Source organism: Streptomyces sp. NPDC048288 (assembly GCF_043201555.1).
In the GTDB taxonomy this organism is placed as follows: domain Bacteria; phylum Actinomycetota; class Actinomycetes; order Streptomycetales; family Streptomycetaceae; genus Streptomyces.
In genome coordinates this window covers 46,579-72,907 of record NZ_JBICZD010000017.1, presented here as the reverse complement: position 1 = coordinate 72,907, position 26,329 = coordinate 46,579, and the positions used below count along the sequence as shown (strand labels likewise).

The window sequence follows — 26,329 nt, the reverse complement described above, 5'->3', positions numbered from 1 at the left end:
ATACGAAGGGGCCCCACACGCGCCGTGGGGCCCCTTTCGTGTGCGCCCTCAGTTCCAGTCCTCAGTTCCCGTCCTCAGTTCCAGGTACGGGTCCGCAGCGGCAGCCCGGAGGCGCCCGACTCAGGGGTCCGGACGGCCAGCACCTGGTTGACGCCGATGCGGTTGTGCTCGAAGGCGAGGGCGGAGGCGGCCATGTACAGCCGCCAGACGCGGGCCCGCCCCGGGCTGGTCAGCCGCATGGCCCGGGCCCAGTCGCCCTCCAGGTTGAGCACCCACCGGCGCAGGGTGCGGGCGTAGTGCTCGCGGATCGACTCCACGTCCCGCACCTCGAACCCGGCCCGCTCCAGCTGGGTGACGGTGGTGCCGATCGGGGCCAGTTCGCCGTCCGGGAAGACGTAGGCGTCGATGAAGTCGTCCACGTCGTACGCCGACTCGTCGCGCTGCGGCCGCCGGGCGATCTGGTGGTTGAGCAGCCGCCCGCCGGGCTTCAGCAGCCCGTACAGGCTCCGCGCGTACTCCAGGTACCGCTCCGCGCCCACGTGCTCGGCCATCCCGATCGACGAGATCGCGTCGTACGGCCCGTCCCTGACGTCCCGGTAGTCCTGGACCCTGATCTCCACCCGGTCCGTCAGACCCTCGTCGGCGACCCGTTTACGGGCGTACGCGGCCTGTTCCTGGGAGAGGGTGACCCCGACGACGCTCGCCCCGTGATCGCGGGCCGCGTGGATCGCCATCGAGCCCCAGCCGCAGCCGACGTCGAGCAGCCGCCGACCGGGGGTCAGACCGAGCTTCGCGCAGACGAGTTCGAGCTTGTCGCGCTGGGCGGTCTCCAGGGTGCTGTCGTCCTCCCAGTAGGCGCACGAGTACACCATCGACGGGCCGAGGACGATCTCGTAGAAGTCGTTGCCGACGTCGTAGTGGTGGCTGATGGCCTGTTTGTCGCTGTGGCGGGTGTGCAGATGGCGGTGTCTGCGCATCTCCTCGCGGGGCGGGGCCGGCGGGAGGGGCGGTCCCGCGAGTCTCAGCAGCTCCCGGACGGCGGCCCGCACGCCGGGGTCGCGCAGTGCCTGCGCGAGCGTACGGCCGCCCTCGTCGCGCTCCCAGATCAGTCCGGACATCGCGGCCAGGGCGCTGTAGAGATCGCCCTCGATGTCCAGGTCGCCGGAGACCCAGGCGCGGGCCATGCCCAGTTCACCCGGCTTGAACAACATGCGGCGCAGGGCACGGCGGTTGCGCACGACGAGTGTCGGCGCGTCCGGCGGTCCGGCCTGCGATCCGTCCCAGGCCCGCAGCCGTACCGGGAGCGGGGCTCCCAGCACCTGCTCGGCAACACTCCTCAGCCGCGACGCGGCGTCGGCCATGGCGCACACCTCCAAGACATCGATCCCGGATGCCGGTTACCACGTAAACACCGTGGGGGCGGCAGCGCAGTCCCGCAAAGGAGTTACGACTGGGCAAAAAAGATGTAGCGAACATGTAGTTGTGCGGGCCCCCGGGAACGCCCGGGAACGCCCGGGAACGCCGAAGGACCTCCCGCACCACGGATGGCGGGAGGTCCTTCGGGTGGTTCAGCTGGTTCAGCTACCGGGTCAGGAGGCCTTGGCCTTCTCCTCGGCCTTCGGCGCGGCGACCGGCGCCGGCTTGGCCGCCTCGTAGAACTCCTCGCGGGGGTTCTCCATGGCACCCAGGGACACGACCTCGCGCTTGAGGAACATGCCGAGCGTCCAGTCGGCGAAGATGCGGATCTTGCGGTTCCAGGTCGGCATGGCCAGACCGTGGTAGCCACGGTGCATGTACCAGGCCAGACGGCCCTTGACCTTGATCTTCGTCTTGCCCAGGACGATCATCGCGACGCCCTTGTGCAGACCCAGACCGGCGACCGCGCCCTTGTTGGCGTGGCTGTACTCCTTCTGCGGGAAGCCCCGCATACCGGAGACCACGTTGTCGCCGAGGACCTTGGCCTGACGCAGCGCGTGCTGCGCGTTCGGCGGGCACCAGGCGTTCTCCACACCGGCCTTGCGGGCGGCGACGTCCGGCACCTGGGCGTTGTCGCCCGCGGCCCAGATGTAGTCGGTGCCCTGCACCTGGAGGGTGGGGGCGGTGTCCACGTGGCCGCGCGGGCCGAGCGGCAGGCCGTAGCGGGCCAGCGCCGGGTTCGGCTTCACACCCGCCGTCCACACGATCGTGTTGGAGTCGACCTCAAGGCCGTTCTTCAGCACCACGTGGCCGCCGACGCAGGAGTCCATCGAGGTGGAGAGGTAGATCTCCACACCGCGGCTCTCCAGGTGCTCCTTGCCGTACAGGCCGAGCTTGGGGCCGACCTCGGGAAGGATCTTGTCGGCGGCGTCGACGAGCACGAAGCGCATGTCCTCGCGGGACACGTTCTTGTAGTACTTGGCCGCGTCGCGGGCCATGTCCTCGACCTCGCCGATGGTCTCCGCGCCCGCGAAGCCACCGCCGATGAAGACGAAGGTGAGGGCCTTGCGGCGGATCTCCTCGTCGGTCGTGGAGTCGGCCTTGTCCAACTGCTCCAGGACGTGGTTGCGCAGGCCGATGGACTCCTCGATGCCCTTCATACCGATGCCCTGCTCGGCGAGGCCGGGGATCGGGAAGGTGCGGGAGACCGCGCCGAGCGCGATCACCAGGTAGTCGAAGGGCAGCTCGTACGCCTCGCCGACCAGCGGGGCGATCGTGGCGACCTTGCGGTCCTGGTCGATGGTGGTGACCCGGCCGGTGAGGACCTCCGCCTTCGGCAGCACGCGTCGCAGCGGGACGACGACGTGCCGAGGGGAGATGCTGCCGGCGGCGGCTTCGGGGAGGAAGGGCTGGTAGGTCATGTACGACCGGGGGTCGACGACCGTGACGGTCGCCTCGCCGTAGCGCATCTTCTTGAGAATGCGCCGAGCTGCGTACAGGCCTACGTACCCACCGCCTACTACGAGGATCCTGGGACGCTCCGTGGTGCTCATGGCATCGAGTATCCACCCGCCCCGAGGGGGGCGCTCGTGCGCCCCTTCACAAGCTTCCACAGGGGTCGTGCTACACTCCGCCGCCCACGTGACACAGGTCATGGTCAACAGCGGGAACCCACTTCCGATACGACCCGTTGTCAATGCCGCGTGAGCTGCCGCTCCAGGCTTCCGGGGGCACCACGAGGACACCCGATATCACCCACACGAGCACCTCCCGGAACACCCCCGTGACGCTCTCCTGAGCGTCCGCTCGGGCCTGTTGAGCCCCCGAACGGACCAAGACACCCCTCCGGACCCCTCACCTGCACCGAATTCCTTGTGAAGAACTTCACGAAGTTTTCCGGCGGGGTGTCGTGGCACGGCGTGTCACAGGCCGCTCGGGGCGCTCACCCGTCGTTTCGCATGCTCATCCGAGGCTGGATCACGCCGACCTGCGGGTCAGGCGACGGACCAGGCGATGCCGTCCAGAATGTCGTGCTCGCTGACCACGACCTCGTGGGCGTCCACCCGTTCCATGATCGACTGGAGGACGAGGGCGCCGGCGGCGATGACGTCGACGCGGCCGGGGTGCATGGAGGGGATCGCCGCGCGTTCGGCGTGCGTCGAGCGGAGCAGCCGGTCGGTGATCTCGCGGACCCGGGTGTAGGGGATGCGGGAGTGGTGGATGGCGGCGGAGTCGTACTCCGGGAGGTCCTGGTGGATCGCGGAGAGCGTGGTGACGGAACCGGCGAGACCGACCAGGGTGCGCGCCTCGCGCAGCGGTACGGTCTCCTCCGCGAGGTCGAGGGCGCGCTCGATGTCGGCCCGTACGGCGGCGGTCTCGGCCTCGGTGGGCGGGTCGCTGACGTGCCCCTCGTGCACCAGGTGCCGCTCGGTCATCCGCACGCAGCCGACGTCCACGGACCGCGCGGCCCGCACGTGCTCCTCGCCGACCACGAACTCCGTCGAACCGCCGCCGATGTCCACGACGAGGAACGGCTTGGCGAGGTCCTCGCGGCCGCTCAGCTCCCTGGTGGCGCCGGTGAAGGAGAACTCGGCCTCCTGGTCGCCGGTGATGACCTCGGGCTCCACGCCCAGGATGTCCAGCACGCCCCGCACGAACTCGTCGCGGTTCTCGGCGTCCCGGGAGGCGGAGGTGGCCACGAACCGCAGCCGCTCCGCGCCGTGCTCCTTGATCACCGCCGCGTACTCCCGGCAGGCCGCGAAGGTCCGCGCGAGCGCCTCGGGCGCCAGCCGGCCGGTGCGGTCGACGCCCTGCCCGAGCCGCACGATCGTCATACGGCGGTCCAGGTCGACCAGTTCACCGGTCTCCGGGTGCACGTCGGCGACGAGCAGCCGGATGGAGTTGGTACCGCAATCGATGGCGGCGACGCGGGTCACTTGTCGTCCCCCTCGGCCGACCGCGGTCCGGGCTGCGTCACGCACGCCCCCTTGGCCCACCACTGGGGCAGCATCGCGATCGCCTCGTCGCCGAGCGGGTTCACGCCGGGCCCGGCGGCCAGCGAGTGGGCGACGAGCACGTGCAGGCACTTCACCCGGTCCGGCATGCCGCCGGCGCTCGGAAAGCCCGTCAGCTCCTCGATCTCGTCCCGGCGCCGGATGTAGTCCTCGTGCGCGGCGCGGTAGGCGGCGGCCAGCTCGGGGTCGCTCTCCAGCCGCGCCGTCATCTCCTTCATCACGCCGTTGGCCTCGAGAGTGCCGATGGCGGACGCGGCCTTGGGGCACGTCAGGTAGTACAGCGTCGGGAACGGCGTCCCGTCCGGCAGCCGCGGCGCGGTCTCCACGACGTCCGGCTGCCCGCACGGGCACCGGTGCGCGATCGCCCGCAGTCCGCGCGGCGGCCGTCCGAGCTGCTGCTTGAAGGCCTCGACGTCCGCGTCGGTCGGCTCGGTACGCGGAGTGGAGGGTGGAGGCGTGTGCATGACTGGTTCTGCGTGGCTTTCTGTCGGTTCACTGGTCGGACGCGTCGGACTTGTCGACGCCGTCCCAGACGTTCGCGTACCAGGGGCGGTCGGCCGCCCCCAGATAGGCGTGCGCCTGCTTGGCCGTACCGGGGTCGATCACGACGTACCCGGTCTCGCCCGGCATCACGTAGTGCAGCCGCTGCCGGATCTGCTGCTCGGCGTACGCGTCGTCCTGCCAGCGCGCCTTGACGTCCCGCAGTTGCTCGACCCGCTGCCGGGCCTGCTGCCGCTGGCGTTCGAGATCGGCGATCTCGGCGCGCTGGGAGACGTACTGCCGCATCGGGTAGGCGAGCGCGACGATCATCGTGCAGAGCACGATCGCGAGCAGCGCCGCGCGGCCGGTGAGCCGGGAGCGGCGGGCCTGGCGCCGGGTCTGGGAGCGGTAGACCCGGGCCGCCGTCTGCTCGCCGAGCAGCTTGAGCCTGGTCGCGGTGGAGAACCGGTCCCGGTCCTTCACGGCCATGTCCCCGCCTCCCTGGTCACCCTGATACGCGCGTACGTCCCCGGACACGGTACGGGACCGGGTACGGGGACGTACGTACGACTGGCTAAGGCTCAGCTCCGTAAGGGTCAGCCCTTGAAGCGCGGGAACGCGGAGCGGCCGGCGTACACCGCCGCGTCGTCGAGGATCTCCTCGATGCGCAGCAGCTGGTTGTACTTGGCGACGCGCTCGGAGCGGGCCGGGGCGCCGGTCTTGATCTGGCCGCAGTTGGTGGCGACGGCGAGGTCGGCGATGGTGACGTCCTCGGTCTCGCCGGAGCGGTGCGACATCATGCACTTGAAGCCGTTGCGCTGGGCCAACTCGACGGCGTCCAGGGTCTCGGTGAGCGAACCGATCTGGTTCACCTTGACCAGCAGGGCGTTGGCGGTGCCCTCCTCGATGCCGCGGGCGAGGCGCTCGGGGTTGGTGACGAACAGGTCGTCGCCGACGATCTGCACCTTGTCGCCGAGCTTGTCGGTGAGGACCTTCCAGCCGGCCCAGTCGTCCTCGAACAGCGGGTCCTCGATGGAGACGAGCGGGTAGGCCGCCACGAGCTCCTCGTAGTACTCGGTCATCTCGGCGGCCGAGCGGGACTTGCCCTCGAACTCGTACTTGCCGTCCTTGTAGAACTCGGAGGCGGCGACGTCGAGCGCGAGCGCGATCTGCTCACCGGGGACGTACCCGGCCTGCTTGATCGCCTCCAGGATGAGGTCGAGGGCGTCGCGGTTGGAGCCGAGGTTCGGCGCGAAGCCGCCCTCGTCGCCGAGGCCGGTGGCCAGACCCTTCGACTTCAGGACCTTCTTGAGGGTGTGGTAGACCTCGGCACCCCAGCGCAGCGCCTCGGAGAAGGACTCCGCGCCGATCGGGGCGATCATGAACTCCTGGATGTCGACGTTGGAGTCCGCGTGCGAGCCGCCGTTGAGGATGTTCATCATCGGCACGGGCAGCAGGTGCGCGTTCGGGCCACCGAGGTAGCGGAACAGCGGCAGGTCGGACGCCTCGGAGGCGGCGTGCGCGACGGCGAGGGAGACGCCGAGGATGGCGTTGGCGCCGAGCGAGCCCTTGTTGTCGGTGGCGTCCAGGTCGAACATCGCCTGGTCGATCAGGCGCTGCTCGGTGGCGTCGTAGCCGACGAGCTCCGGGCCGATCTGCTCGATCACGGCGAGGACGGCCTTCTCGACGCCCTTGCCCAGGTAGCGGTTGGGGTCGCCGTCACGGAGCTCGATGGCCTCGAAGGCACCGGTGGAGGCGCCGGACGGAACGGCGGCACGACCCGTGCTGCCGTCGTCGAGGCCGACCTCGACCTCGACCGTGGGGTTGCCTCGGGAGTCCAGGATTTCCCGGGCTACGACGACGTCGATGGACGGCACGAGCATCTCCTTCTTGGGATGTGACGCTGGTTGTGCGGGGCGCACGCGGGCCTTGTCGGCCCTTGCTCAGCCTTGCGACTAGAGCCTAACCGCCCCGGGGCCGTCGGCCGTCGACCGACCGTCCCGTGGACAAGGACAGACGGTATCTATTGTTCACCCTCGGAACAAAGGGGGGCCGGATGAAGAACGGGAGAAGAACCGGCCAAAGAGAAACCCCGCCCCGGTGCGTACGGGGGAAAACGCACCGAGACGGGGGCCCGTGGGGGACGGGGGTGACCCTCACGTGGTCCCCACTATGAGGACCACGGTTGTGAGAGGGCTGTGGTTCAGCTGGGCGCCCCGTATTTCTTGCGGGGCTCCGCCTGTGTCCTACTTCAGGTGCAGCTGCTGGCCGGGGTAGATGAAGTCGGCGTCGTCGACGATGTCCTTGTTCAGCTTGAACAGCGCCTGCCAGCCGCCCTTGACCTTGTGCTTCTCGGCGATCGAGCTGAGGGTGTCGCCCTTGACGACCTTGTACTCGCCGTCGCCCTTCTTGACCTTCTTGCCGGTCGGGGTGGTGACGGTCTTCTTGGCGGCCGGACGCTCGGCGGAGCGGGAGGCGGCCTGGGTGTCGGTCGAGCGGGTGCTGGTGCTGGTGCTGCCGCTCGACGAGTTGGAGGAGCCGGTGCTGCCGCCCGTGTAGGCGGCGCTGGACAGGCCCGTGCCGCAGACCGGCCAGGCGCCCTTGCCCTGCGCGGCGAGGACCTTCTCGGCGATCGTGATCTGCTGCGCCTTGGTGGCCTGGTTGGCCTGCGCGGCGTAGGCGGTGCCGCCGTACGCGGCCCAGGTCGAGGCGGAGAACTGCAGGCCGCCGTAGTAGCCGTTGCCGGTGTTGATGGACCAGTTGCCGCCGGACTCGCACTGGGCGACGGTGTCCCACTCGGAGGCGGTGGCGGCGGAGGCGCTGCCGGCCGCCATCAGCGGGGCGGCGACGGCGACGCCGGTGACCCCGGCGACGGCGATGGCGCGGACGGCCTTGGACGGACGGCGGTGCTTGCCCTTGCCGGAAAACAGCATGGATCGATCCCCTCACCGACGCCTGCGAGGTGAGCTGTCGGGTTCGGGCCGGTTGAGTTGCCCGGCCGCACACCTGTCTGTCGGTGCGCGGCTTCACCCCGAGCCGGTTCCGGCGGCCTTTCGGCCATGAGGCCCCTGAGGGCTCAACTGCCGGACCCGGCACTTACCTTGGGTCCCCCGCTCCTGCCTACGGCGCTTGACGCGACGACTGTTCCCGGACGGCCGCTGGCAGGACTCGGCGTTGCGACGGCCGGGGCTCGTGGTGACGAGCGGCCTTGACCGTAAACAGGGCATCAGGTGAATTTCAAAGATGATCAGGGCTTCTGAGACTCATCCCACACTTTCACCAAACCGGACATTCAACTCGAAGCGGGGCGTCAACTCCCGCTGCTTTTCGCCCGATTAGCTGCTGAGTTTCAGGGTCTGACCGGGGGCGATGGCGTTCGGGTCGGCGCCGATGTCCGCCTTGTTCGCGGCGTAGAGCGCGCGCCATCCGCCGTCGAGGTCAAGGGAGTCGGCGATGGAGGCGAGGGTGTCGCCATCCCGGACGGTGTAGGTGCCGCTGTCGCGGGAGGCGTGACGGCCGGAGGAGGCGGCTTCCTGACCGTTTGTCGCGCTTTCGTCCGCCGAGCCGCCGCGGTGCTTGCCGCCGGTGCTCGCGGTACCCGTGTCGACCAGGCTCCAAGAGCCGCCGGTCTGCCACGAATTGTCCGAGTCGTCACTCTGGGGCACGACGGGGTTCTCGTCGGCCTTCGAGGTGTCGGACTTGGAGGATTCCGACTTGTCCGTCTTGGTGGATTTGCTCGGGGTGTCCGTCTTGGAGTCGCCGCTCGCGCTCGCGCTCGGGGAAGGAGTGGCGGAGGCGTCCCCGGAGTCAGTGCCGTCCGAGGAGGAGTCGGAGCCCGAGGAGGAGGAGTCCGACAGCCCGGAGGACGAGTCCGACGAGTCGGAGGAACCGGACGAATCATCCGATCCGTCACCACCCGGGTCGACGTTCACCGAGGCGTCGTCCGACGAGAGCCCGGCGAGCAGGGCACAGGTCCGCCAGGGCTTGGTGCCCTGGTCGGCGAGGATCTTCTCGGCGACCGCGATCTGCTGCGAACGGCTCGCCAGGTCGGGCGTGGTGGCGTACTGCGTGCCGCCGTACGTGTCCCAGTCGTCCTGCGACATCTGCAGGCCGCCGTAGTAGCCGTTGCCGGTGTCCATGCTCCAGGAGCCGCCGCTCTCGCAGTTGGCCACCTGATCCCAGGTGGTGCCGTCGGCCGCGTTGGCGCTCGCCGCGCCGAGCAGCGGGAGGGCGATGGCGGAGCCGGTCACTCCGGCCGCGACGAGCAGGGCCGGAGCCTGACGGGGGCGACGGTGACGACCGTTCCCGGAGAGCATGCGGAAACCTTTCGAGCGACAGCGGTGACCGGTGCGGCGGGTCCCGCAGGGCGCCGCACTGATGGGTGAACGTATAGGCAGACGATCACTTGTCACAAGTTAATGCCGCGCAGATCACGTGAAGATCACAGACTTGAGTGCTGGTCACCTTTGGCCGGCAAGGGACTTACCGGTGACTTACCGGGCGACGGGGGTGAACTCCACCGGAAGGGTGCGCAGTCCGCGCATGATGAGCCCGCCGCGCCAGCGCAACTCGCCCGGATCCGCCGCGAGTCGCAGATCGGGCAGCCGGGTGAGGAGGGTGGCGAGCGCGGTCTGGCCCTCCAGCCGGGCGAGCGGGGCGCCCAGGCAGTAGTGGATGCCGTGGCCGTATCCGAGGTGCTGGTTGTCCCGCCGCGAGAGGTCCAGGGTGTCCGGCCCGGCGAACCGCTCCGGGTCCCGGTCCGCCGCGGCCAGTACGACCAGCACCGGGTCGCCGGCCGCGATGCGCTGCCCGCCGATGCCGAGCGGCTCGGTGGCGAACCGCCAGGTGGCCAGCTCCACCGGCCCGTCGTAGCGCAGGAGTTCCTCGACGCCGGTCTCCAGCAGACCGCGCTCGCCGGCGCCCAGGGAGTCCTGCAGCCGGACCCGCTGCTCCGGGTGGGTGAGCAGGGCGTACGTCCCGTTCCCGATCAGGTTGACGGTCGTCTCGAACCCGGCGAACAGCAGAATGAAGGCCATCGCGGCGGCCTCGTTCTCGGTGAGGTGCTCGCCGTGGTCCGAGGCCCGGATGAGCCCGGAGATCAGATCCTCGCCCGGACCGGCCTCGGCGGGCAGCGCCTCCCGCTTGCGGTGGATCAGCTCGGCCAGATAGCCGCGCATCTTCTTCACCGACCGCGCGACCCCGCCCCGCGGCCCGCCGCCGTGCCGGATCATCATTCCCGCCCAGTCCCGGAAGTCGTCCTGGTCCTCGCGCGGGACGCCCAGCAGGTCGCAGATGGCGTAGATGGGGAGCGGAAAGGCGAACTCGTGGATGAGGTCCGCCTCCCCCTTCTCCGCGAACCCGTCGATGAGCCGGTCGGTCAGCTCCTGCACCCGGGGCGCGAACTCGGCCACCCGGCGCGGCGTGAACGCCTTGCTGACCAGCCGGCGCAGCCGGGTGTGGTCCGGCGGGTCGATGTTCAGCAGATGCGTCATCAGCTCGGCCTTGCGCTCCCCCGGGATCCCGGTCTTCCCCTTGGCGTGCGCCGGCTCGTCGTGATGCGCCGGGTTCTTGGAGAGCCGGGGGTCGGCGAGCGCCTGCTTGGCATCCGCGTAACGCGTCACCAGCCACGCCTCCACCCCACTGGGGAGCGTGGCCCGGTGAACGGGCGCGTGGTCACGCAGCCAGGCGTACGCCGGGTAGGGGTCGCTCGCGAACTCCCAGGTGAAGAGCTCGGGGGCGGTGTCGTCGGGGCGGGGCTGGTGGGTCACTTGTCGACGGTATCGGGTGGCCGGCGGTCAGCCCTCCACGCCCTCCGCCCCCTCCGCCCCCTCCAGCACCCCTTCCGCCGCCCGCACCGCGTCCCGGTAGGACCGGGCCGCCGCGCGTAGTGCGGCCTCGGGGTCCACGCCGTCCGCCTCGGCGCGGGCGGCGAGGGCGAGCAGGTCGTAGCCGATGCCCTCGCCGGCCGGGAGGGGGACGTCGAGACCGGCCGTGCGGACGCGGGAGGTGAGCTTGGCGGCGAGGGCGAGGCCGGGCTGGCCGAGGGGGACGCCGTCGGTGACCGAGGCGCGGCGCTTCTCCTGGGCCTTGGTGCGCAGCCAGTGCTCCTTTACCTCCTCCGGGGTGGAGGCGGTCTCGTCGCCGAAGACGTGCGGGTGGCGGTGGATGAGCTTGGCGACGATGCCGCCCGCCACGTCGTCGACGGAGAAGGGGGCGTCGGGGTCCTCCTCCGCGATGCGCGCGTGGAAGACGACCTGGAGCAGCACGTCGCCCAGTTCCTCCCGGAGTTCGTCGCGGTCGCCGTCCTCGATCGCCTCGACGAGTTCGTACGCCTCCTCGATGGCGTACTTCGCCAGCCCCTTGTGGGTCTTCCGGGACGACCAGGGGCACTCCACGCGGATGCGGTCCATGACCTGGACGAGGTCGAGGAGGCGGGCGCCGGGCAGGTCGTAGGAGGCGGGGAGCAGCTCCAGCTCGGGCATGTGGACCCGGCCGGAGCCGGCGAGGCGGGCCAGGCCGTCGGTGAGCGCGGGCTCGCCCTCACCGGTCGCGACCACCACCACCGTGCGGCCGCCGGCGCAGGCGTCGACCAGCTCCTGGGCGGTGGGGGCGGCCTCGTGCACCGCTATGCCGGCCTGCCGCAGATAGGGCAGCTGCGGATGCGCGCCGTCCGCGCACAGCACCCGGTCCGCCGCCCGCAGCGCCTGCCAGGCGGGCCAGGACAGCAGGCCGGGGGCGACCCGGTGGCTGGTGGTGAGCAGCACGACGCGGCCGGTCTCGGCGGCCTCGGGGGCGGGAGAGGGTTCCGGGGTGGCGGGTTCGGGCCTGGTGGTGTTCACGCTCCGAACGTAACGCACGACCGCCGCCGACCTCGCGGTTCATCCACAGGGCAGGGACGATCAAGTGATCGTACGACTGCCCGTCCCTGCCATCGGGCCATCAGGCCATCGGGCCACCGGCCCGCTCCCCCCGGGGCTACGCCGACGTCTGCGTCCCGCCGGTCGTGACCTCCCGTACCCACGGCGTCTTGGCGTCCACCCGGCTGCTCTTCTGGACGTCCCAGGCGCCGTAGCGCGGGTTGAGGTCGACGCGCAGTTCCTTGGAGGCCTTGGCGAGGGCCTGCCAGAAGACGGGCTGCGAGGTGTCGGTGCCGAGCAGCTGGGCGAGCTTCTTGGCCTCCACCTGGAAGCGCAGGTTGTCGTCCAGGCGCTGGGGCGCGACGCCGTACTTCTGCAGCCAGGCGGTCCGCAGCGCCTCGGCGCCGCCGGCCTGCTGTTCGAGGCCGGAGCGCATCTCCTCGACCTCCTTGCGGCTGACGCCGATGCCGGCGTCCTGGGCGGCCCGGTGCAGCACCTGGTCGAGGACCATGCTGTACAGGGTGTCCCGGGTGAGGCTGCTGGTGGCGGCGAGCACCTGCTGGTACTGCGTCTCGTCCGGCACCGCCGCGCGCTGTGCCCGGCGCACCTCGCTCACGCGGTTCTCCAGCTGCGCCACGGTGATCCGCTGACCGCCGACGACGGCCGCCGCGCCCGGGTGCGCGTCGCTTCCGCAGGCGGTGAGAAGGGGGGCCGCGGCGGCGATCGCGGCGGACAGGACGAGCGCGGTGCGACGGCGGCGGTGCAAGGATGCCTCCCGAGGAGATTGTGCGACGGTGCACAAAGTCTTGCGGTGATCGATGGTAGGCAGTGGGCAAGCTCTGGCCAACCCATTCGACCAACGATTCACAGCCGCTTCCGGCACCGCCGCGCCACCCCCCGGAAGGGTTTGCGGATCAGCCCGTGATCGCGATCGGTGCGTCCCAGGCGTCCCGGTCCACGGTGATCGTGTAACCGCCGCGGGTCTCCTTGCTGTTCACCATGTACTGGTGGGCCCGGCTGTGCCCGGTGTACTGGGTCGCGCCGAACGGCCAGTCCGTCGTGGTGGTGTTCTTCTTGTCCCACAGCGCGTACCAGAGGTTGCCCGGCAGGTCCGTCTTGTCGGTGGCGTTGGCGATCGCCTTGGCGCTGGAGCTGGTGAAGCCGTAGAAGCCCGCGCGGTACGTCTTCGCGCGCAGCTGCTTGTCGAAGGCGCGCACATAGGTGAGCACGGCGTTGTTGCACGACGTGTTCGTCGTGTCGTACGCCTCCATGTCGAGGTAGATCGGGCTGCCGGCCTTCATGCCGAGGGCGGCGGCCTTGGTGACCGCGTCGGTGGCGTCCGCGGTGCCGAGGGAGGCGGCGTTGGCGGTCGTCATCTTCTCCGGGTTGGAGCCGGTCTGGCAGGACGGCTGGGCGCCGACGTAGAGCGGGATGAGCTTCCAGCCGACGGTGGTGACGGACTTGACCCAGGAGGCGGTGAGGTTGGGCTGGGCGCAGCCGCGGTTCTTGCCGCCGATGTAGACGGCGGCGGCGCCGTAGAGGCCGCCGTACCAGGCCTTCATCGCGGCGAGGGAGGGCGCGGCGCAGGTGTCGAAGGCACGGCCGGTGTACGTCTTCTGGGCGGGCCAGGTGGTGGCCGCCATGGAGGTCTGCGCGGCGATCCCGGCCCCGGCGAGGACGGCGGCACCCGCGACGCCCCAGGTGACGTATCTGCGCTTCTTCGACTGCCGATGGCTGGACATGCCGGACCCCACCCCTGTGTGTTCAGTATGCAAGGAAGTTCGAGGAAAACGGACGGCAACCTATCAGGGGCCGTACGGCTAGCCGCGCACCTGCCCCAGCCACAGCAGTGTCCGCCGGATCTCGCCCGCCGTCGGGTGGCCGGGCCCGTGCAGCCGCTCCACTTCGAACAGCAGCCGCGCGAGCGTGTCGTGGGCGGCCGGCCGGTCGCCGAGGGCGAGCAGCAGATGCCCGATCCGGCGCCGTACCTCGTGCGCTAGCTGGGGGTCGCCTGCCACGTACTGGTTCTCGTAGTACGGCAGCAGCGCGCGGTACTCGGCGAGCGCCGCGGCCGGTTCGCCGAGCTGTTCCAGGCACTGGGCGGCCTCGTAGCGGAACCGCAGCGACTGGGTGTCGGCCTGGCCGGCCTCGGCGGCGCGTTCGTCGGCGAGCCGGCGCAGTTCGGGCAGCGCGCGCCGGTACTGGCCGTCGTCCATCAGGGTGGCCGCGTACTGCTTGCGCAGGGTCCGTACGACCGTGGAGTGCTCGCCGTGCTGGTCGGCGGCGACCGGCAGGATCGCGCCCAGGATGTCGACGGCCTGGGTGATGCGTCCCTCCCCGAGCAGCCGTTTCACCTCGTCGACCGCGGCGGCGACATCGGGCGCCGCGGGCCCGGCGGGTACGGCGGCCACGGGCGCGGCGGGCTGCGGCGCGGGCGTCCGCGCACGGTCCGGCCAGGGGGCGTGCGGGCGCAGGAAGGGGCGGGTGGGATCCAGCGGCGCCCCGGTGTGGCTGCCGCGCGCGGGCAGCAGCGGGACGAGGTCCTCGTACACCTCCTGCGCGGAGGCGGGCCGGTGCTGGGGGTCCTTGGCGAGCAGCCGCAGCACCAGGGCCTCCAGCTGCTCGGGCACCTCGGCGCGGTGCCGGCGCACGGGCACCGGCTGCTCGTACAGGTGCCGGTGCAGCACCCCGAGCGAGGTGGAACCGGCGAACGGCACCTCCCCGCTGAGCAGTTCGTGCAGCAGCACCCCGAGCGCGTAGAGGTCCGTGTACGGGCCGACCGCGCCGCCCATCGCCTGCTCGGGCGCCATGTAGGCGGGCGAGCCGATGGGGGTGCCGGTGTGGGTGAGGCGGGTGGTGTCGGTGTCCATCACGGAGGCGACACCGAGGTCCAGGACGGTGATGGTGCCGTCCTGCTTGACCATGAGGTTGCGCGGCTTGAGGTCGCGGTGGACGATCGGCACCGCGTGCACGGCGCTCAGCACGGCGCACAGCTGGGCGGCGACCGCGACCGCCCACGGCCAGGGGTACGGGGCGTGCTCGGCGAGGTGGCCGGCCAGGTCGGTGCCGTCCACGTACTGCATGACGAGGAACAGCTCCTCGCCCTCGGTGCCCGCGTCGTGCACCGTGACCAGGCCGGGGTGGTCGACCTGTGCGGTCACCCGGCACTCCCGCAGGAACCGCCGGCGCAGTTCGTCGGCGTCGGCGCCCGCCACCTTGTCGGGGCGCAGCAGCTTCACCGCCACCCGCCGGTCCAGCCGCTGGTCGTACGCCGTCCAGACCTGGCCCATGCCGCCCTGCCCGATGAGCGCGGACAGCTCGTACCGGTCGGCGACGACCCGTCCCGCGCCCACGGTCATCTACCGCCCTCGTCCCGGCCGTCGTGCTTGCGCAGGTAGTCGCTGAGCTCGTCGAGCTCGGCGCGCACCTGCTCGATCCGCGCGGGCGCCGGACGCTGGGGCGGCGCGGGTATCGGGGGCTGGGCGAGCGGCGGTTGGGCGTGCGGTGGCCGGGAGACCGGCGGCACGGTGTGCGGGGGCGGGGTGTGCGGGGGCTGCGCGCCGAGGGGTGTCGTGGTGGTGGCGTACGGGGAGACGGGGTGCGGGTAGCCGTACGCCTGCGCCGCGTACGCCTCGCGCCGGCGCTGGAAGTGGCGTACGTCGGCGGCGAGGTAGTAGACGACCGTGGCCAGGAGCCCGCCGAACAGCAGCGTGATGCCCAGGTAGCCGCCAGGGGTGTGGACCTCCTCGCCGGGTTCGCTGGCCAGCAGCACGACGCTGAGGATGTCGGCCGCCATCACCGTCACCAGCAGGCCGAAATCCACCGACCTGCGGGTCACGACGGCGAGCCGCAGCATCATCACCCAGGCCAGGAAGCCCGCGCTGAACACTCCGAGCGCCACGAACACCACACGCAACAGGACCAGTACCGCGTCGTGCGGCGGCCGCTGCACCGGCTGCGCATGGCCCTGGCCTTGCATGATCGCTCCTGTGTTGCCTGTTTTGCCGGAAAAGGGCGTACGTGCCCGTCCGATGCGGTCCGCTCGCGGACAACATCGGACGCGCGATGGTCGCTTCGAGCATATGGCCCGACACCGACGTGCGGTCCGGGTTGTATCGAACCGTTGTCGTGCCGAGCGCCGGACGCGACCGCGCACACCACGGCGCGGAGCCAGAGCGCACCGGAGTGAGTGCGCCGGGCACCTCGAACAGCGCGGCTCAGCGCGCCGTGAGTCAGCGCGCCTTGAACCGCGAGGGCGCCTTGGTGGGGTTGCCGCCCGAGGGGAGCTTCTGGCCGGGGCAGTCGGCGAGGACCTTCTTCATCGCGGCCTTCTCGGCGGCGGTGACCCACAGGCCGTACTTCTTCTTCACGGCGACCTGCGCGGCGACATAGGTGCAGCGGTAGGCCTTGTCGGGCGGGAGCCAGGTGGCCGTGTCGCCGTCGCCCTTGCCGCGGTTCGCGCTCGCGTCGACGGCCAGGAGGTTGAGCGGGTCGTTGGCCAGGGCTATGCGCTTGCTGGCGTCCCAGTACTTGGCGCCCTTCTGCCAGGCGTCCGACAGGGCGACGAGGTGGTCTATGTCCACCAGGCTGCGGCCCCGCGTGTAGGTGATCTCCTTGCCGGAGTAGGGGTCCGGCCTCAGCACCCCGGAGGAGACCTTGCAGTCGCCGTCGGTGAACTTCACGTCCTTCAGGTCCCGCTTCAGTATGTCGTCGCGGGTGTCGCAGGAGTTGGAGTCGGTGTCCGCCCAGGCCGAGCCGAACTTCTCCCGGGAGTAACCGGTCTTCGGCGCCCGCCCCTTGACCGGGAGCGCGTCGGCGGCGGCCAGTGCCGCGCCCCCGCCCCCACCCCCGCTGCCCTGGGCTCCCGAACTCCCCTTGTCCTGAAGGTCCTTGCATCCGCCTACGGCGAAGACCATGACGACGGCGATGACCGCGCCGCCCTTCAGACGCGCCACGTGCGCCCCCTCTTTCCTGCCCGTGTCCGCCTCCGCACCGGCGGATCTCTGCTGGTCCCACGCTATCGGCCGGGTTGTCGGGGCCGGCCGGGGCCCAGAAGCACGGATACCCCCAACCCGGCCGGACCATCACCCCGTTGTCCCCCGGGCGGAAGCCCGGGCCGCGCTCCCGCACTCCGGCTCACCCCCGGCCGGGACCTCAGCCGCTCCCGGGCGGGGCGAAGGCAACGGTCACCGTGGCGTCCTGGCCGAGGTCCGGCCCGCCGTGGTCTCAATGCCCGATGCCCGCGCCGCTGCCCACGCCACGGGCTCGTGCCACTGCCGGTGCCGCCCGCCCGATCACCGTGCCGGCCGACGAGGAAGGGGCGCGGCCGGTGTCAAGGAAACCGGCGGAGGCCGCGCCCCGGTAGAGCCCGCGCCGGGGGGCTACGAGCCCAGGACGGAGGCCAGGAACTCGCCCACCCAGCCCAGCAAGTCCCGTCCGACCAGCGGCTTTCCGCCGACCTTCGCGGTCTTCGGGCGGGGCACCAACACCTGGTGGACGGCCGGCTTGATGACGGTCCCCGGGTACAGGCGCTTGAGGCGCAGCTCCTGCGACTCGCGCAACTCCACCGGCGCGAACCGGATGTTGGTGCCCTGGAGGACGATCTCGCCGACCCCGCACGCGCGGGCGAGCATCCGCAGCCCGGCGACGAGCAGCAGGTTCTCCACCGGCTCGGGCAACTTGCCGTAGCGGTCGGTGAGTTCCTCGCGGACCGCCCTGATGTCCTCCTCCGAGTTGGCGGCGGCGATGGACCGGTAGGCCTGCAGGCGCAGCCGCTCGCCGGGCGCGTAGTCGTGCGGGACGTGCGCGTCGACGGGCAGCTCGATCTTCACCTCGAGCGGAGCCTCCTCCTCGATCCCGCCGGTCTCCAGCTGCCGCCGGTAGTCGGCGACCGCCTCGCCGACCATGCGGACGTACAGGTCGAAGCCGACGCCCGCGATGTGCCCGGACTGCTCGCCGCCGAGCAGGTTTCCGGCGCCGCGGATCTCCAGGTCCTTCATCGCCACGTACATGCCGGCGCCCATCTCGGTGTGCTGGGCGATGGTGGCGAGCCGTTCGTGCGCGGTCTCGGTCAGCGGCTTCTCCGGCGGGTACAGGAAGTACGCGTACCCGCGCTCGCGGCCCCGGCCGACCCGGCCGCGCAGCTGGTGCAGCTGGGAGAGGCCGAAGGTGTCGCCGCGCTCCACGATGAGCGTGTTGGCGTTGGAGATGTCGATGCCGGACTCGACGATCGTGGTCGAGACGAGGACGTCGAACTTCTTCTCCCAGAAGTCCACGACGACCTGTTCGAGGGTCGACTCGGACATCTGGCCGTGGGCGGTGGCGATCCGCGCCTCGGGGACGATCTCGCGGAGTCGGGCCGCCGCGCGGTCGATGGACTCGACCCGGTTGTGGATGTAGAAGACCTGGCCCTCGCGCAGCAGTTCACGGCGGATGGCGGCGCCGATCTGCTTCTCCTCGTACGGCCCGACAAAGGTGAGCACCGGGTGCCGCTCCTCCGGCGGGGTGGTGATCGTGGACATCTCGCGGATGCCGGTGACCGCCATCTCCAGGGTGCGCGGGATCGGGGTGGCCGACATGGTCAGCACGTCGACGTTGGCGCGCAGCTTCTTCAGCTGCTCCTTGTGCTCGACGCCGAAGCGCTGCTCCTCGTCGACGATGACCAGGCCGAGGTCCTTGAACTTGGTCTCGGAGGAGAACAGCCGGTGGGTGCCGATGACGACGTCGACCGCGCCCTCGCGCAGGCCCTCCAGGGTCCCCTTCGCCTCGGTGTCGGTCTGGAACCGGGAGAGCGCCTTCACGCTCACCGGGAACTGCGAGTACCGCTCGGAGAAGGTGCCGAAGTGCTGCTGCACCAGCAGGGTGGTGGGCACGAGGACGGCGACCTGCTTGCCGTCCTGGACGGCCTTGAAGGCGGCCCGGACCGCGATCTCCGTCTTGCCGTAGCCGACGTCGCCGCAGATCAGGCGGTCCATGGGGATCGACTTCTCCATGTCCTCCTTGACCTCGGCGATGGTGGTCAGCTGGTCGGGGGTCTCCGCGTACGGGAACGCGTCCTCCAGCTCGCGCTGCCACGGCGTGTCCCCGCCGAAGGCATGCCCCGGCGCGGCCATGCGGGCGCTGTAGAGCTTGATCAGGTCGGCGGCGATCTCCTTGACGGCCTTCTTGGCGCGCGCCTTGGTCTTCGTCCAGTCCGCGCCGCCCAGGCGGTGCAGGGTGGGCGCCTCGCCGCCGACGTACTTGGTGATCTGCTCCAGCTGGTCGGTCGGGATGTACAGCCGGTCGCCGGGCTGGCCGCGCTTGGCGGGGGCGTACTCGACGACCAGGTACTCGCGGGTGGCGCCCTGGACGGTGCGCTGGACCATCTCGATGTAGCGGCCGACTCCGTGCTGTTCGTGGACGATGTAGTCGCCCGGCTCCAGGGTGAGCGGGTCGATGGTCTTGCGGCGGCGGGCCGGCATCCGGGCGCCGTCCTTGCCGGCCGCCTTCTGGCCGGAGAGGTCGGTCTCGGTGAGGACGGCGAGTCTGAGCGCCGGATCGACGAAGCCGTAGTCGATCGAGCCGCACGACACGTGCACCACCGACGGGCTGACCTCGCCCAGGTCGACGTCCAGGCGGGCGGCGATGCCCTCGCCGCCGAGCACCTCGACGGTGCGGGAGGCGGGGCCGTGGCCCTCGGTGACGTACACCGTGCGCCAGCCGTCGGCCAGCCAGCCCTTGGTGTCGGCGAGGGCCTTGGCGGTGTCGCCGCGGTAGGTCTCGGGGGCGTGCATGCCGAGCTTGAGGGTGTCGGCGGACAGCTCCTCGTCGGCGGCGAACGGGGACACCGACCACCACATCATGTCCAGCTCGCGCGCGCGGTCGCGGACGTCCGCGATCGACCACAGGGAGGCCGCGCCGACGTCGATGGGCGCCTCGCCGCCACCGGCCGTGGCCGCCCAGGAGGCCTGCAGGAACTCCTGGCTGGTCGCGACCAGGTCGGCGGCGCGCGTGCGGACCCGCTCCGGGTCGCAGACGACGGCCATCGCGCCCTTGGGCAGCACGTCGAGCAGCAGCTCCATGTCGTCGACGAGGACCGGGGCGAGGGACTCCATGCCCTCGACCGCGATCCCCTCGGCGATCTTGTTCAGCAGTTCGCCCAGCTCGGGGTGTTCCTCGGCGAGGGCCCGCGCGCGGGCGCGGACGCCCTCGGTCAGCAGCAGCTCACGGCAGGGCGGTGCCCACAGACCGTGCTCGGCGACCTCCAGGGAGCGCTGGTCGGCGACCTTGAAGTAGCGGATCTCCTCGACGTCGTCGCCCCAGAACTCGACGCGCAGGGGGTGTTCCTCGGTGGGCGGGAAGACGTCCAGGATGCCGCCGCGGACGGCGAACTCGCCGCGCTTCTCGACGAGCTCCACGCGCGCGTAGGCGGCGGCCGCGAGGGCTTCCACCACCTCGTTCAGGTCGGCGCTCTGCCCGGTGCGCAGCGCCACCGGCTCCAGGTCGCCGAGGCCCTTGACCTGCGGCTGGAGCACGGATCGTACGGGCGCGACGACCACGGAGACGGGGCCGGTCTCGGGGTCGTCGGGGCGGGGGTGGGCGAGGCGGCGCAGGACGGCGAGGCGGCGGCCGACGGTGTCGCTGCGCGGGCTGAGCCGCTCGTGCGGGAGCGTCTCCCAGGAGGGGTACTCCGCGACGCCCTCGGAGGGCAGGAGCGTGCGCAGGGCTGCTGCCAGGTCCTCGGCCTCGCGGCCGGTGGCGGTGACCGCGAGCACGGGGCGGCCGGTCTCGCGGGCCAGGGCGGCGACCGCGAAGGGGCGGGCCGCCGGGGGGCCGACCAGGTCGACGTGCATGCGGTTGCCGTCCCCGGCTGCCTTGATCGCTTCCGCGAGGGCGGGGTCCTTGACGACGGCGTCGAGCAGACCGTGCAGGCTCATTCAGGGCGGCTTTCGTCCGAGGGTTTCCGGGGGTGGGCAACGCGAAGTGCCCGGCGCGGGCTGCGACCGGGGGGTCTCCAGCGTACGACTACGCGGGCGCGGGCGCCGGGGCTGTGGATAACGTCCGCTGTCCTTGCCGTACCAGGGGGCTCCGCCTCCTGGCCCCCCGAAGCCTATGCCCGGTGCCGGAGAGTCCCCACGACTCCCCGGCACCGGGCCTTCCCCCGCAACCCCCGTATGCGGTGGCTCTCGCTGTCCTCTCAGTCCGTTCAGTCCGTTCAGTCCGTGGCGATGGCGTTGAGGACGTTCATGCGGCCCGCGCGGAACGCCGGGATCAGGGCGGCGAAGAGGCCGACGAAGGCGGATCCCACGAAGACCCCGATGATGGTCGGCCAGGGGATCTCCAGGACCTTGAGGCCCTGCAGGGCGAGCAGCTTCTGGGCGGTCGCGCCCCAGCCCATGCCGAGCCCCAGGCCCAGCAGGGCGCCGAAGAGGGCGATGACCACGGACTCCATGCGGATCATGCGGCGCAGCTGGCGGCGGGAGAGGCCGATGGCCCGCATCAGGCCGATCTCGCGGGTCCGCTCGACGACGGAGAGGGCCAGGGTGTTCACCACGCCCAGGACCGCGACGATGATGGCGAGGGCGAGCAGGCCGTAGATCAGGTTCAGCAGCTGGCCGATCTGGTCCTTGAGCGCCTGCTTGTAGTCGGTCTGGTCGCGCACGGTGTACTGCGGGTAGTCGTGCAGGGCGGACTTGAGGGCCGTGTACGCGGCGTCCTGCTGCCCGTCCTTGGCGGTGGCGAAGACCAGCTCGTCGAGGGGCATCTTGGCGGCCGGCACGTACTTGGCGAGGGTGGCGATGGAGATGTACTTGGCGCCCTGGTCGATGACGACGTCGCTGCTGGTGATCGCGCGGACGGTGAGGCGGGCCGTGCCGCCGTCCTTGAACTTGACGGTGATCTTCGAGCCGAGGTGGATGCCGTGCGCCTCGGCGAACTTCTCGTGGACGGACATCGAGTCGGGCAGGTAGGCGTTCTTGAGGTCGCCGGCGACGGTCTTGGTGCGCAGGTCGGTGGCGTACGTCGGGTCGGCCGCCGTGATGTCGGTGTCCTTGAGGGTCTTGCCGTCGGGCGTGGTGTAGTCGGCGGTGGTGTCCCGGTACTCGGTGACCCGGGCGAGCCCCGGCACGTCCTTGACGGCCCTGACCGCCTGCGGGGTGATCCGCTGGCCGCTGTCGGACTGGATGATGAAGTCCGTGCCGACGGTCTTGTCGAGCTGGTCGCTGGCGGAGGCGACCATGGAGGAGCCGACCACCGAGAGGCAGGCGACCAGCGCGAGGCCGATCATCAGGGCGGCGCCCGTGGCGCCGGTGCGGCGCGGGTTGCGCAGCGCGTTGCGCTCGGCCATGCGTCCGACGGGGCCGAACATCCGCAGCAGGACGGCGCCCAGGACGCGTACCACTCCGGCGGCGAGCAGCGGGCCGATGACGACGAACCCGATGAGCGAGAGCACGATGCCGAGGCCGAGCCAGCCGGCGCCCGTCTTGGCCTGGTCCGCCTGCGAGGCCAGGTAGAGGCCGTAGCCGCCGCCGGCCGTCAGCAGGAGGCCCAGCAGGGCGCGGACGAGACCGGCCCGGGCGTCGGCGGGGGCGCCCGCGTCGCGCAGCGCGGCCATCGGGGAGACCTTGCCGGCCCGCCGCGCGGGGAGGTAGGCGGCGAGGACGGTGACGACGACACCGAGGGCGAGGCCGACCACCGGGGTCGTCCAGGCGACCGTCAGATCGCTCGTCGACAGGTGCATGCCCATGGAGCCCATGAGCTTCATCAGGCCGACCGCGATGCCGACGCCCGCGCCGACGCCGAGGACCGAGCCGACCGTGCCGAGCAGCAGGGCCTCCACGAGCACGGACCGGTTGACCTGACGGCGGCTTGAGCCGATGGCCCGCATCAGACCGATCTCGCGGGTGCGCTGGGCGACCAGCATCGAGAAGGTGTTGATGATCAGGAAGATGCCGACGAGGAACGCGATCCCGGCGAAGCCGAGCATCGCGTACTTCATGACGTTCATGAAGCTCTCGACGTCCTTCTGGTTGGCGTCGGCGGTCTCCTTGGCCGTCTGCACCTTGTAGCGGGCGCCGAGTTCGCCGGTCACGTTCTTCTTCAGCTGCGGGTCGGTCACGCCCGGCGCGGCCGTCACGTTGACGTTGGTGAAGACGCCGGTCTGCCCGACGAGCGTCCGCTGCGCGGTCCTCGTGTCGAGGTAGAAGATCGCGGCACCGGGGTTGGTGACGGTGAAGTCGGCGATGCCGGAGATCTTCGCGGTGTGGGTGCCGACCGCGCTGATCACGCCGATCTCGTCGCCGAGCTTCAGGTGGTGCTTGTCGGCGGTGTCGGCGTCGACCATGATCTGGCCGGAGTTGGCGGGCGCCGTACCGGAGCTGATCTTCATGGTGCGGGCGTCGTTGGAGTTCCAGCTGCCGACGATGGTCGGCGCGCCGCTGGACGGCGACAGGCTGTCCTTCTTCGCGTCGACGACGGTGACGGACGTCGAGAAGACCGTCCCCTGCGCCGACTTGACGCCGTCCGCCGCGCGGACCTCGGCCACGACCGAGGCCGGCATGACCGGCGGCCTGCCGTTGTCGGAGGTGGTCTCACCGGTGTCGGAGGCGCTTCGGGCGCTGACCGTGACATCGGCCGAGGTCGCCGCGAACAGCTTGTCGAACGTCGTGTTCATGGTGTCGGTGAACACGAGAGTGCCGCACACGAACGCCACGGACAGCAGCACGGCTGTCGCCGAGAGGGCCATGCGCCCCTTGTGCGCGAAGAAGTTGCGCATCGAGGTCTTCATGACGGTCATGACGTACGCCCCCGCGCGTCGAAGTCCTTCATGCGGTCCAGGACGGCGTCCGCGGTCGGCCGGAACATCTCGTCGACGATCCGGCCGTCGGCGAGGTACAGGACACGGTCCGCGTAGGAGGCGGCGACCGGGTCGTGGGTGACCATGACGATGGTCTGGCCCAGCTCGTCGACGGAGGTCCGCAGGAAGCCCAGCACCTCCGCGCCGGCCCGGGAGTCGAGGTTTCCGGTGGGCTCGTCGCCGAAGATGATCTCGGGGCGCGCGGCGAGGGCGCGCGCCACGGCCACGCGCTGCTGCTGGCCGCCCGAGAGCTGCGTGGGACGGTGCTTGAGCCGGTCCGCGAGCCCCACGGTGTCGACCACGCGCCCCAGCCACTCCTTGTCGGGCTTTCGCCCGGCGATGTCCATGGGCAGCGTGATGTTCTCCAGCGCGTTCAGCGTGGGCAGCAGGTTGAAGGCCTGGAAGATGAACCCGATCCGGTCCCGGCGCAGCTGCGTGAGCTTCTTGTCCTTGAGTCCGGTTATCTCGGTCTCGTCCAGGTAGATCTGACCGCTGGTCACGGTGTCGAGCCCGGCGAGGCAGTGCATCAGGGTGGACTTTCCGGACCCCGAGGGGCCCATGATCGCGGTGAACTGGCCCCGCGCGATGTCCACGTCGACGTGGTCGAGGGCGACGACCCGGGTCTCTCCGGCCCCGTACGCCTTGACGACCTGCCGCGCCCGCGCGGCAACGGCCGTTCGCCCTCCAGTACCCCCGTGCCTGGGAATGGTCACAGCCGATGTCACGGTATGTCTCCTAAGTCGGTCAGCGAAGGGACAGCGGTGTGCTGCGCCCTGCTGTGCTGCGTTCGGTACGACGATGAGTCTCGCGGTCGGCGGGGTCGCTCCGCGCTGGTGCGAAGCCCCGTCTTGCCCGGGGGAAAACCCCACCCCCGCCGGTTCGGTCAACCGCCCCCCGACGGCGTAAAGCCAGGTTAAGGACGGACGGGGTGCCGTCTCCTCCTCCGGCGGAACGAACCCTCCCCGAGCCGTAGTACGGAGGCCCCCCTAGGGGACGTCCACCGCCGGGTGGAGTCCTTCTCGGGGTCGGGCTCCACCCTTGGACCGGGGCAGCCTCCACCCTCCCGTGGCGTGAGGGTCAAGTCGCCGCCCGTTGCCGCCGGGTGGCGGCCCGTTCTTGCCAGGTGGACGCCCACTCCCGCCGGGTGCCGGCGGATGGGAAGCTGTCGTACACGACATAGATGCATGAGGGACACATGGGGAGGGGATCCGGGGTGGGGAGCACGACACCCGCGATACGCACGGCGGGCCGGGAGACGGGAACGGGCCGGCGCGGGGCCGTGGTGGCCGCGCTGATGCTCTCGATGGCGCTGGCGGCGCTCGACTCCACCGTCGTCTCCACCGCCGTACCGCAGATCGTCGGCGACCTCGGCGGCTTCTCCGTCTTCTCCTGGCTGTTCTCGGGCTATCTGCTGGCCGTGACGGTGACCCTGCCGGTGTACGGCAAGCTCTCCGACACCTTCGGCCGCAAGCCGGTGCTGGTCGCGGGCGCCGCGCTGTTCCTGCTGGGGTCGCTGCTGTGCGCGGTGGCCTGGAACATGGCCGCGCTGATCGCGTTCCGGATCGTGCAGGGCCTCGGCGGCGGGGCGCTGCAGGGCACCGTGCAGACCCTCGCGGCCGACCTGTACCCGCTGGAGGAGCGGCCGAAGATCCAGTCGAAGCTCTCCACGGTGTGGGCGGTGTCAGCGGTGGCCGGGCCGGGGCTCGGCGGGGTGCTGGCCGCGTACGCGGACTGGCGGTGGATCTTCCTGATCAACCTGCCGATCGGCGTGGCGGCGCTCTGGCTGATAGTGCGTCACCTCCACGAGCCGGAGCGCGCGCCGCGCACGCCCCCGAAGGTGGACTGGGCGGGCGCGCTGGCGGTCTTCGCCTGCGGGGGCGTGCTGCTGACGGCGCTCGTGCAGGGCGGGGTGGCGTGGGCGTGGTGGTCCGCGCCGTCGTGCGCGCTGTTCGCCGGCGGGCTGGCGCTGGCGGGGCTCGTGGTGTGGATCGAGCGCCGGGCGGCCGAGCCGATCATCCCGGGGTGGGTGTGGCGCCGCCGTACGATCGCGGCCGTCAACCTGGCGCTCGGCGCGCTGGGCCTGCTGATGGTGGCGCCGACGGTGTTCCTGCCGACGTACGCGCAGTCGGTCCTCGGCCTCGCGCCGGTGGCCGCCGGCTTCGTGCTGTCGGTGTGGACGCTGAGCTGGCCGGTGTCGGCCGCCCTCAGCCAGCACGTCTACCGGCGCATCGGCTTCCGTGACACCGCGCTGCTCGGCATCGGCGCGGCCGCGCTGATCCTGTTCGCCTTCCCCTTCCTGCCCTATCCGGGGTCGGCCTGGCAGCCGATGCTGCTGATGCTCCTGCTGGGCGCCGCGCTCGGCCTGTTCCAGCTGCCGCTGCTGGTGGGTGTGCAGTCGACGGTGGGCTGGGCGGAGCGGGGCACCACGACCGCGTCGGTGCTGTTCTGCCGGCAGACCGGGCAGACCGTCGGCGCCTCGGTGTTCGGCGCGGTCGCCAACGGGGTGCTGGCGGCCCGGCTGGGCGGTGCGGGCGACCTCGACTCGGTCACCCGCACGCTGGACGACGGCACGGCTCCCGAGGCCACCCGGCACGCGATCGCGGACGCGGTGCACGCGGTCTACCTCGGAGCGGCGTGCGCGGCCGCACTGGCGTTCCTGGTGCTGCTGTTCGTCGCGCCGCGACGCTTCCCGGTCCTCAAGGACTGACTCCCGCCCCGTAGTTAACGCG

Annotated in this window: 19 protein-coding genes and 1 riboswitch; of the genes, 1 reads left to right on the top strand and 18 read right to left on the bottom strand. The window is 71.1% G+C overall.

Going from position 1 to position 26,329, the window contains the following annotated elements:
* Positions 1–74: 74 nt before the first annotated feature.
* The 18 genes from ACGFZS_RS43335 to ACGFZS_RS43250 form a co-directional block, all read right to left on the bottom strand.
* Positions 75–1,361 (bottom strand): class I SAM-dependent methyltransferase, encoded by a 1,287-nt coding sequence (locus ACGFZS_RS43335; protein ID WP_393799757.1) that lies wholly within the window; start codon positions 1,359–1,361, stop codon positions 75–77.
* A 228-nt stretch (positions 1,362–1,589) separates the two neighbouring features.
* The gene (locus ACGFZS_RS43330; RefSeq protein ID WP_393799756.1) at positions 1,590–2,969 is read right to left on the bottom strand and encodes an NAD(P)/FAD-dependent oxidoreductase; all 1,380 of its coding nucleotides are present in this window, start codon (positions 2,967–2,969) and stop codon (positions 1,590–1,592) included.
* 441 nt (positions 2,970–3,410) lie between these two features.
* Complete coding sequence (locus ACGFZS_RS43325) at positions 3,411–4,352, bottom strand: exopolyphosphatase (protein WP_393799755.1); 942 nt, start codon at positions 4,350–4,352, stop codon at positions 3,411–3,413.
* A complete protein-coding gene (locus ACGFZS_RS43320; RefSeq protein WP_393799754.1) occupies positions 4,349–4,894 on the bottom strand; it encodes a DUF501 domain-containing protein in 546 nt (181 codons plus the stop codon). Before ACGFZS_RS43320 ends, ACGFZS_RS43325 begins: the two co-directional genes overlap by 4 nt.
* 28 nt (positions 4,895–4,922) lie before the next feature.
* Positions 4,923–5,399: a septum formation initiator family protein gene (locus tag ACGFZS_RS43315; protein WP_393664580.1), complete on the bottom strand. Its 477-nt coding sequence runs from the start codon at positions 5,397–5,399 to the stop codon at positions 4,923–4,925.
* 107 nt (positions 5,400–5,506) lie between these two features.
* The gene (gene eno, locus ACGFZS_RS43310) at positions 5,507–6,793 is read right to left on the bottom strand and encodes a phosphopyruvate hydratase (protein ID WP_359212902.1); all 1,287 of its coding nucleotides are present in this window, start codon (positions 6,791–6,793) and stop codon (positions 5,507–5,509) included.
* 363 nt (positions 6,794–7,156) lie between these two features.
* Positions 7,157–7,843: a transglycosylase family protein gene (locus ACGFZS_RS43305; RefSeq protein ID WP_393799753.1), complete on the bottom strand. Its 687-nt coding sequence runs from the start codon at positions 7,841–7,843 to the stop codon at positions 7,157–7,159.
* Between the two features lie 4 nt (positions 7,844–7,847).
* A riboswitch (cyclic di-AMP (ydaO/yuaA leader) is annotated at positions 7,848–8,048 on the bottom strand.
* A gap of 197 nt (positions 8,049–8,245) precedes the next feature.
* On the bottom strand, positions 8,246–9,226 hold the full coding sequence (locus ACGFZS_RS43300) for a transglycosylase family protein (protein ID WP_393799752.1): 981 nt from the start codon (positions 9,224–9,226) through the stop codon (positions 8,246–8,248).
* Positions 9,227–9,403: 177 nt separating this feature from the next.
* Positions 9,404–10,678: a cytochrome P450 gene (locus ACGFZS_RS43295; RefSeq protein WP_393664587.1), complete on the bottom strand. Its 1,275-nt coding sequence runs from the start codon at positions 10,676–10,678 to the stop codon at positions 9,404–9,406.
* A gap of 27 nt (positions 10,679–10,705) precedes the next feature.
* On the bottom strand, positions 10,706–11,749 hold the full coding sequence (locus tag ACGFZS_RS43290; protein WP_393799751.1) for a nucleoside triphosphate pyrophosphohydrolase: 1,044 nt from the start codon (positions 11,747–11,749) through the stop codon (positions 10,706–10,708).
* 136 nt (positions 11,750–11,885) lie between these two features.
* The gene (locus ACGFZS_RS43285) at positions 11,886–12,533 is read right to left on the bottom strand and encodes a SurA N-terminal domain-containing protein (RefSeq protein ID WP_393799750.1); all 648 of its coding nucleotides are present in this window, start codon (positions 12,531–12,533) and stop codon (positions 11,886–11,888) included.
* Positions 12,534–12,681: 148 nt separating this feature from the next.
* Entirely contained in the window at positions 12,682–13,509 is an 828-nt protein-coding gene (locus tag ACGFZS_RS43280; RefSeq protein WP_393799749.1) for a glycoside hydrolase domain-containing protein, read from the bottom strand.
* Positions 13,510–13,587: 78 nt separating this feature from the next.
* The gene (locus ACGFZS_RS43275; protein ID WP_393799748.1) at positions 13,588–15,126 is read right to left on the bottom strand and encodes a protein kinase; all 1,539 of its coding nucleotides are present in this window, start codon (positions 15,124–15,126) and stop codon (positions 13,588–13,590) included.
* On the bottom strand, positions 15,123–15,746 hold the full coding sequence (locus tag ACGFZS_RS43270) for a hypothetical protein (RefSeq protein ID WP_393799747.1): 624 nt from the start codon (positions 15,744–15,746) through the stop codon (positions 15,123–15,125). Before ACGFZS_RS43270 ends, ACGFZS_RS43275 begins: the two co-directional genes overlap by 4 nt.
* A gap of 253 nt (positions 15,747–15,999) precedes the next feature.
* The gene (locus ACGFZS_RS43265; protein WP_393799746.1) at positions 16,000–16,722 is read right to left on the bottom strand and encodes an HNH endonuclease family protein; all 723 of its coding nucleotides are present in this window, start codon (positions 16,720–16,722) and stop codon (positions 16,000–16,002) included.
* 426 nt (positions 16,723–17,148) lie between these two features.
* Positions 17,149–20,682, bottom strand: a complete 3,534-nt coding sequence (mfd, locus tag ACGFZS_RS43260; RefSeq protein WP_393799745.1) for a transcription-repair coupling factor — start codon at positions 20,680–20,682, stop codon at positions 17,149–17,151.
* Positions 20,683–20,960: 278 nt separating this feature from the next.
* Entirely contained in the window at positions 20,961–23,540 is a 2,580-nt protein-coding gene (locus tag ACGFZS_RS43255; RefSeq protein WP_393799744.1) for an ABC transporter permease, read from the bottom strand.
* Complete coding sequence (locus ACGFZS_RS43250; protein ID WP_365693998.1) at positions 23,537–24,325, bottom strand: ABC transporter ATP-binding protein; 789 nt, start codon at positions 24,323–24,325, stop codon at positions 23,537–23,539. Before ACGFZS_RS43250 ends, ACGFZS_RS43255 begins: the two co-directional genes overlap by 4 nt.
* Positions 24,326–24,813: 488 nt before the next feature.
* On the opposite strand from ACGFZS_RS43250, the gene ACGFZS_RS43245 reads away from it, so the two are divergent.
* Complete coding sequence (locus ACGFZS_RS43245) at positions 24,814–26,307, top strand: MFS transporter (RefSeq protein WP_393799743.1); 1,494 nt, start codon at positions 24,814–24,816, stop codon at positions 26,305–26,307.
* The last annotated feature ends 22 nt before the right edge of the window (positions 26,308–26,329 follow it).